We start from the raw sequence: 8,362 nt of genomic DNA, 5'->3' as shown, positions 1-8,362 counted from the left end.
GACCGCGCGGCCGCTGAGCTCCCCTGCCACCGCTTGGAGATAGAGCTCCACGCGACGCCGGGTATCGGAAGGGCTGTCCTGCAGCAGTTCCACCCGGAAATCGCGCAGACCGGCCTTCAGAAAATGCGGAATGGCCTCAGCCGCTGTCTGAGCTCGGCCGTTGAACAGGGTGTTGCGGCAGCCTAGATCGGCCCGCAGCGGATGTTCCGCCCCGCTGCGATCACGCAGCAGCACCTGATGGCTTTCGCAGGGGCGACCGCAATCGGTGTGATCGTGCCCGTCTGAGAGGAAGGCGCAGAACAGACAATGCTCCATATGGAAGAGCGGCATGTGCTGGTGCAGGGTGATCTCCACGCTGTTGGCGGGGCAGCCACGCACCAACGCAAGCAACTGATCAAGGGCCAGGTCGTAGCTGGCGGTGATGCGCTCCAGCCCCCAGCGCTGGATCAACCAACGGGCTGCGAGCGGGTTGGCCACATTGAGGGAGAAATCCCCCTGGCAGGGCGCCAGGGGCGTGAGCCGCTCGAGCTGATCGGCATTGCGCACCAGGAATCCATCGGCACCAGAGCGCAGCAGCGGCTCGAGACTCCAGGCCTCATCCGGCCTGCAGATGCGCTGACCAGCAGCCCATACACCGCCAGGCCAGCAACCACGGCCGCTCTGCACGGCCTCTCGCAGTTGGCGGGGGTGCTCAAGATCCACGATCACGCGCTGAAGCGGCAACCCCTTGAGGACTTCCAGCTGCTCAAGGCTCCGCACCAGCACCGCCAGGTGCGGTTGGGGGCGCGGCAGGAGTTCAGAAGAAGCACCACTCATCGGTGCAGCCAGCAACGCATCCAACACCGCAGACACCTGAGCGATGGAGCTGGGAACCAGAGCTGAGGCTGTGGGTTCACTGGCGAAGCCTTCAGCCAGTTGATCCACTAGCTGGCGCCGCAGCCGGTTGAGCTGGGCCACGGGCAGAAACAGTTCGCCCTCCAGTGCAACCTCCAGCCGATCCAGCTCCCAGCGAGTACCACCGAGTCGGCCGAGCTGTTGCCGCAGCCGCTCTGGATCAAGGCCACCCCCGCGGGCTGGTTCCAGCGGCTGCTCCGATCGAACGCGGGCCGTGCCGTCCAACGCTTCAATGAGAAGCGGCTCACCCGCCCGGCCCGACACCTTGAGCGAGAGGGGGCGCCGCTGCTCAGCCACATCCTGTTGCGCTAACCGCTGCAGCCGGCTCTCGAGCTGGGGATCACTGGTGAGCCAGCACGGGCTGCCTGGTTGCAGCCCGCGTAAATCAACACGCCCAGGCCCGAGGGTGAGAGCGACACGGCCGCGTGGTAAGCGATCGACCTGCATCAGTCGCCCGCCGATCTCTTCAGGCGGCAGCAGGGGATCGCTGCTGGGGATCTCCAGCACCACACCATCACCTGGCTTGAGCGCTTGCTGGCTGCGCAGGATCAGGCGCCCACCTGACTCCAGGCTTTCGAGCCGGCCCAACCACGGCCCACGCTTTTTGCTCCAGCGGCCATGAACGAGCTTGCGGTGGTTCACGCCATCGAGCCAGCCGTGGCTGAGGCCTCGGGAAAAGCTGAGTTCGAGTTGGCGGCGCAGCGCGTCTGCATCAGTGGAATCTTCACCAAGCTGCAGTTGATCCAAACCGCGCCGGTAGGCGTCGGTGACGGCCGCCACATACGTTGATTCCTTGAGCCGACCCTCGATCTTCAAGCTGGCGATGCCACATTCGGCGAGCTGAGGCAGCAGATCCCAGGCGGCCAGATCCTGGGGCGACATCAAATAACGCTGTTCGCCGAGATCGCGTTCTTCGCCATCCACAATCAATTGGTATGGAAGACGGCAGGCCTGGGCGCATTCGCCGCGGTTGGCGCTGCGCTGGCCTAGGGCCTCACTGGTGAGGCACTGGCCGGAATACGCGACACACAGCGCGCCGTGCACAAACACCTCAAGTGGCATCGTTAAACCGCGACGCTGCAACTGCTCCTGAATGCGGCTCAAATCACGCAGGCTCAACTCACGCGCGAGCACAACCCGGCTGCAGCCGAGTTCGGCCGCCATCGCCACCCCAGCGGCGCTGGTGATCGACATCTGTGTGGATCCGTGGATCGCCAACTCGGGAGTGAGCTCTCCCGCCAGCCAGGCCAGGCCAACGTCTTGCACGATCAAGGCATCCACCTGTGCGGCTTCAGCAGAGAGCAGAAGATTGGCCGCCTGCTTCAGCTCCGACGGAAAGATCAAAACGTTCATGGTGAGGAATCCCTTCACCCCGCGGCGGTGCAACCAATCCATCACCTCCGGCAGATCGGCGGCGCGGAAGTTCTCTGCACGCAGGCGGGCATTGAACTGCTCCACGCCGAAATACACGGCATCAGCGCCATTGGCCACGGCCGCTTTCAGCGACTCCCAGCAGCCGGCGGGAGCCAACAGCTCAGGCAAGTGCGCCATTAACGGTTGAGCCGCTGGGCGGCCTCGAAGGTTTTAAGGGCCTCAGCTGACCCTTCAAAACGCCAATGCCAGGGCTCGTAGTTCACCCCCTGGGCATTGCCTGCCGGGAAGGAGAGGGTGAAGTGGAACCGATTGGCATGGGCCTGCAACCAGGCGAAGGCTGGCGTGGATTCAAAGCTGGCCGAGAGGTTGGTATCGGGGGCTCGCCCGTCGCCGAGATCTACGGCATAGCCGGTGCTGTGCTCGGAGAAGCCTGGTGGCGCACTCACCTGGGCGCGCTCAAGAGCGCTCTGGTTGCGCTCGGACTTCACATCAAAAAAAATCTGCTTCTGCAGATCGATCGAGCGGTAGGCGCTGAGCACCCTCAAATCAATACCGTCCGCCGCCGCGGCATCCTGCAGACGCAGCAAGGCGGCAGCGGCATCACGGTGGAGCTGCACACCCGGGGCGATGGCTACAAGATCAGCGGTAGCCGCCTCGCCATAGGGGAAATGTCCGAGCAAGCGGCCATCAAGGCCAACCCGGGCCTGTAATCCCTGCACCGGTGGCGGAGCCATCAGCCGGCGCAAGGGTTGGGGGAAGACCACCACCAACGCTCCGACTGTCAGCAGTGCAGCTCCGGCAGCGGTGATGGCAAATCGCCAGGGCGGCCTGCGCCTCAGGGCAGGAGAGATGGTGCGCTGGGCGAGCGGGATGTCGTCAGCACCAGGGCGCATCGCAGCACCAGGGCGCATCGCGTTGCGCGTGGCTGATGACTGCCGACTGGCGCTGGGCAAGCGACGACTCCCATGGCAGCAGGGTCGTCCGATGGTAAGGCGGTGCCCAAGGAGCGCCAGCAGCTGCCTGCTCAGCGGTGTTAGCTTCGCCCCAACATCCTTCTGGCGGAGCGGGTTTCAAGATGTTGCGAGTCGCGGTGGTGGGCGGCGGCCCGAGCGGATCCTGTGCTGCGGAAGTGCTGGCTAAGGCCGGCATCCAAACCTGGATCTTCGAGCGCAAGCTGGATAACGCCAAGCCCTGCGGCGGTGCTATTCCGCTCTGCATGGTTGATGAGTTCGACTTGCCCGAGTCGATCATCGACCGCAAGGTCCGGAACATGAAGATGATCTCTCCCTCCAACCGTGAGGTGGATATCAATCTTGAGAACGAGAACGAATACATCGGCATGTGCCGCCGCGAGGTGATGGATGCCTTCCTGCGCAACCGTGCCGCCGATCTCGGCGCCAATCTGGTGAACGGTCTTGTGACCAAGATCGATACCGGCGCTAACCGCCAGGGCCCCTACACCCTCACTTACTCCGACTACAGCGATGGTGAAGCCACTGGCACCACCAAGAGCTTGGAGGTGGATCTGATCATTGGTGCCGATGGCGCCAACAGTCGGGTCGCCAAAGCGATGGATGCTGGTGATTACAACGTGGCCATCGCCTTCCAGGAGCGCATCAAGCTCCCGGCCGAGGAGATGAAGTACTACGAGAGCCTTGCCGAGATGTACGTGGGCACCGATGTGTCGCCCGACTTCTACGCCTGGGTGTTCCCCAAGTACGACCATGTGGCCGTGGGCACCGGCACCATGCAGGAGAACCAGGGCTTGATTAAGAGCCTGCAGGAAGGCATCCGCGAGCGCGCCAAAAAGCGCCTGGTGAATGGAGAGGTCATCAAGGTGGAAGCTCACCCGATCCCCGAGCACCCGCGTCCGCGTCGGGTTGTGGGCCGCATGGCCCTGGTGGGCGATGCCGCCGGTTACGTGACCAAGAGCTCCGGCGAAGGCATCTACTTCGCCGCCAAGAGCGGCCGCATGTGCGCCGAGCAGATCGTGGAATCCAGCCAAGGCGGCACCAAGGTGCCCAGCGAGGCTGACCTCAAGAAGTATCTGAAGAAGTGGGATCGCCAGTACGGCGCCACTTACAAGGTGCTTGAGATCCTGCAAAACATTTTCTACCGCAACGATGCGGCCCGCGAAGCCTTCGTGGAGATGTGCGATGACAAGGACGTGCAGCGCCTCACCTTCGACAGCTACCTCTACAAGCGTGTGGTGGCAATGAACCCCTGGCAGCAGCTCAAGCTCACCCTGCTCACCCTGGGTTCAGTGCTGCGTGGCAACGCCCTTGCACCTCAGGGCTACAAGCCGGTGCCGAGCGCTGTGCGCGAGGAAGCTGAAGTAAACGCCATGTTGGCGGTGAGCACCATCAAAGGTGGCATCCGCGTGGGCAAAGCTAAGGAAGGTCAAGCCAACACCGCTGCCTCCACCGATTCAGCCTCGGATGAGCGCGAACCAGTACTGGCTGGCAAAGGCTGAAGCTAAAAGCAGGTGAGAGAACGCCGCCCGAAAGGGCGGCTTTTTTATGTTGGCCGTCCAGCGCTCAAAGCCAGATCAACACCAGGTTTACGCCTCAGCCATCGACACCAGACGTTGCTTAGTGCTATCCCAAAGAATTAGATCGAAGCAACGTGGAATATCGCTGAGCCGCAGATAGGTGCACTCCCCGAGGAGATGCTGATTGGCCTGATGGCAGGCGCGCAAGCGGTAGTTGGGAATGCGCTCGCACAGGTGGTGAATGCTGTGGAAAGCAATATCAGCTGAGAACCAGTGCAGGATTCCCGGCAGAATGAGGTTGCTGCTGCCCTCCATCGCCCCTTGGAAGTAGCTCCAGTCGTTGCTGCGGTGGGCGTACGAATCAGGGAAGTTGTGCTGCACAAAGAAGATGCAGATGAAGATGGCGGCGGAGCAGGTCATCACGATTGCGTAGGTGCCCCAGAACAGTCCCGCTCCAAGCAAGCGGCTCATCAACCACCAGCTGGCGAGCACGCAAACATTGTTCGCCGCCAGATCGATGAATTCCTCGCCCGTATACCAATGGCTGGATTGGAAGTTCAGCGTGCGCGCAGTCAGGCTGAATACGGCACGCCAACCATCACGGCACAACTCTGCTGCCATCGCTGCCAACCATTCCCCGAGCCCAAGCAGCAGCTGAAGGCGTGGCCGCACCACCAAATAGAAGAACCCACCCGGAAACAGCATCAACGGATGACGCGACCACCCATAACGCTGCTGTTGCTCTGGCGACAACTGTTGAAACAGCTCAACCGTGATCAGCGCCGAAGGGCCTCGGTAGCGTTCCCAGTTGCCGTTGTGGCGGTGATGAAAAGCATGGCCGCGCGACCAGGGATGTTGAGGAATTGCGTTGACAACGCCAAGCAGAAAGCCGACGGCGCGGTTGAGCGGGCGGCTTCGAAAGAAGGAGCCGTGGCCGCAGTCGTGCATCAATGAAAAACTACGGGCTGAAAACAGCACGAGCAGGGCAACGGCTGGCACGATCAACAGCGATTCGAGCCGAAACGGACGCCAGATCCAGGGCAAAAACGCCCAGAGCAGGGCCGTGGGAAGCAGGGTGGAGAGCAACTGCCAGAGAGCCCGCAGGTTGTCGGATCGGCGAAAGGGAGCAAGCGAAAATTCGCTGCGGTTCCGAAGCTGGGGTTGTTGCAAGGAGGATGCCGAACCTGATCACCAGGTGCGATGCATCACCTGCTCAAGCCTCACCCTAACGGGGTGCATGGGCAGACGCTGCTCAAACAGACCTCAACCGCTGATCCGGCTGAAATCGGCCAGCAGCGAAGCCTGATTGCGCAGCACACCGAGAAGGTTGAGGCGGTTGCCGCGGATGGCGGCGTTGTCAGTCATCACCATCACGCTCTGCTCACCATCGAAGAACGCAGCCAAAGCTGATGCACCGGCGATCAATCCTTGGGCCAAACGGGTGTAGCGATCCGCACTGTCGCTGGTAGCGATCGGCTCCAGCTGCTCGATCACAGCCAGCATTTCAGCTTCGCTGCTCTTCTCAAACAGCGCTGCATCCACCACCCCGGCCGCCGAGAGAACGGTTGCGGTGAGATCTCCCTTCTCCGCGAGGCGAGCAGCTCGGGTAACCACCGCCTGCACAGCGGACAACTCACCACTGGCTCGCAGGGCCATGAGCAGCGCCGCCCGCTGCCGTGCATCTCCCGGATCTGTGATCACGCGCTGAATCGCCACACCATCACCGGCTACGGCCTGCACCAGATCCACAGCCGTACCGCCTTCTTCGAGCAAGCTCTGCAGGCGCTGCCGCAGGAACTCAGCCAGTTCGGCAGCCAGGGCTGGAGCATCCACCTTGAACGCGGGCAGCAGCTGCGCCCAGTGGGCCGTGGCCCGCTCCAGCCATTGCTGCAGATTCAGGCTCCAGCCTTTAGTCCACAGGATCTGAAGCACGCCATTGCCAGCTCTGCGAAGGGCATAGGGATCAGAAGAGCCACTGGGGCGCTCTCCCTTGGCGTAGATGCTCAGCAGTAATTCCAGGCGCTCCGCCAGGGCCACCACGGCTCCGGCATCGGATTCGGGCAACGCATCGCCAGCGCCGCGGGGCAGGTAGTGCTCCAGCACCGCCAGCGCCACCTCACGGGGCTCACCTTCAGCCAACAGATACTTTCCACCCATTACCCCCTGAAGCTCAGGAAATTCACCCACCATCTGGCTCACCAAATCGTGCTTACACAGATGGGCTGCGCGGCGGGCATGGCTGGCTGTGGCCGCAGGCAGCTCGAGCAGTTCAAGCAACACATCGGTGCACCACTCCAGGCGCTCCACCCGATCGAGCAGGGAGCCCAGGCCAGCGGCAAAGGTGACGCGGGCGAGCTGATCGCGGCGATCGATGCTGGGCACAGCACGGTCTGCCTGGACAAAGAACTCCGCATCGGCCAACCGGGCCTTGAGCACGCGCTCGTTGCCGCGGCGCACTGTGGCCAGTGCTTCTGGTAAACCATTGCCGATGCACAAGAAGCGGGGCAGCAGGCTGCTGCGGGCATCAAGCGCCAAGGGATCCTGGGCCGCTCCCTGCCGGTAAAGCGGCACGTAACGCTGATGGGCACGCATCACCGTGCTCAGCACCTCAGCCGGCAAGGCGAGGTAGTGCTCATCCACGCAGCCTTCGATCAGGAGGGGGGCCTCCACCAGATCGGTGAGCTCTTCAAACAGGTCGTCCGGCAGATCGGGGTCCGCCTGTAGCGCAGCTGCTGCCTGCTCAACGGTGTTGCGGATCCATTGAGCCCGCTGGCTGCGATCCACCTGCACACCCGCTGCCGCCAGGGCCTCGTCGTAGGTGTCTGCGCTGCTGATCGTCACCGCTCCGCCATGCAGACGGTGGCTTCGACTGCTGTTTCCGCTCACCACCTCCGGATCACTGCCCTCGAGCCGCACGGGCACCACCTGGCCATCGAGCAACGCCACCAGCCACCGCACGGGGCGAGAGAAACGGCTTTCGCCCGAACCCCAGCGCATGAAGCGACGGCCCTGAAGCGCGCTGATCCACTGCGGTATCCATTCACTCAGCAGCTCTGGGGTCGAACGTCCCTTCTCCAGCACCGTGGCGAATACAAACGGGCCCTTGGGGGTCTCGCGTACCTCCAGCGCCGCTGGATCAATTCCGCAGCGCTTGGCAAAACCCACGGCAGCGGGAGTGGGTACGCCGTCTTTGAAGGCTTGAGCTGCAGGAGGCCCCTTGCGCTCCTCCTTCAGATCTGGAGCTGCAGCCTCCAGGTTGGCCAGCTGCACCGCCAGGCGGCGGGGCGTGCTGGTGCAGCGGATCGCACCGTGGCCTAGGCGAGCCTCAGTCAGATCGCGCTGCACCATCTGCTCGAGCTGCGGCAATGCGAGCCGGGCGAAATCAGCAGGGAGTTCCTCGGTCCCGATCTCCAGCAGAAAGGTCGACACGAGGTTCAGCCCACAACAGCTGCCCACTGTATTGAAGGGGTTTGGTTGGTTTCCACTGGCCCAGGAGCGGCGGCCAGGCCCGGTTTCCAAGGCAGCGACCGCAGATTGAAGCCAGTGCTGAACGGCGTTTCGCTACGGTCATGTCTCCAGCGATGCAGCGAGTGACCGTGACGG

5 protein-coding genes are annotated in these 8,362 nt (G+C 62.9%); 1 reads left to right on the top strand and 4 read right to left on the bottom strand.

Annotated features, from left to right (window positions below; genetic code table 11):
• On the bottom strand, nucleotides 1-2,445 hold a 2,445-nt coding region (locus tag ACIQ2E_RS09960), incomplete at its 3' end, for a U32 family peptidase (RefSeq protein ID WP_398329681.1).
• Complete coding sequence (locus tag ACIQ2E_RS09955; RefSeq protein ID WP_398329678.1) at nucleotides 2,445-3,179, bottom strand: D-alanyl-D-alanine carboxypeptidase family protein; 735 nt, start codon at nucleotides 3,177-3,179, stop codon at nucleotides 2,445-2,447. The genes ACIQ2E_RS09955 and ACIQ2E_RS09960, both read right to left, overlap by 1 nt.
• A 164-nt stretch (nucleotides 3,180-3,343) precedes the next feature.
• On the opposite strand from ACIQ2E_RS09955, the gene chlP reads away from it, so the two are divergent.
• Nucleotides 3,344-4,741 carry a geranylgeranyl reductase gene (gene chlP, locus ACIQ2E_RS09950; protein ID WP_398329675.1) on the top strand — a complete coding sequence of 466 codons (1,398 nt, stop codon included), beginning with the start codon at nucleotides 3,344-3,346 and terminating at the stop codon, nucleotides 4,739-4,741.
• Nucleotides 4,742-4,828: 87 nt separating this feature from the next.
• Here chlP and ACIQ2E_RS09945 read toward each other — a convergent pair whose 3' ends face one another.
• Nucleotides 4,829-5,929, bottom strand: coding sequence for a fatty acid desaturase (locus tag ACIQ2E_RS09945; RefSeq protein WP_398329672.1), 1,101 nt, complete (start codon nucleotides 5,927-5,929; stop codon nucleotides 4,829-4,831).
• A 93-nt stretch (nucleotides 5,930-6,022) separates the two neighbouring features.
• Entirely contained in the window at nucleotides 6,023-8,188 is a 2,166-nt protein-coding gene (gene glyS / locus ACIQ2E_RS09940; RefSeq protein WP_398329668.1) for a glycine--tRNA ligase subunit beta, read from the bottom strand.
• Nucleotides 8,189-8,362: the final 174 nt, after the last annotated feature.

Origin of the sequence: Vulcanococcus sp. (assembly GCF_044369115.1) — a bacterium.
Taxonomy (GTDB): domain Bacteria; phylum Cyanobacteriota; class Cyanobacteriia; order PCC-6307; family Cyanobiaceae; genus Vulcanococcus.
The sequence above is the reverse complement of the archived record's forward strand: the minus strand, read 5'-3'. Positions and strand labels throughout refer to the sequence as shown.

Coding starts and splice junctions, on each gene's coding strand:
- ACIQ2E_RS09955 (WP_398329678.1), bottom strand. CDS start 3,179: ATGCGCCCTGGTGCTGCGATGCGCCCTGGTGCTGACGACATCCCGCTC.
- chlP (WP_398329675.1), top strand. CDS start 3,344: ATGTTGCGAGTCGCGGTGGTGGGCGGCGGCCCGAGCGGATCCTGTGCT.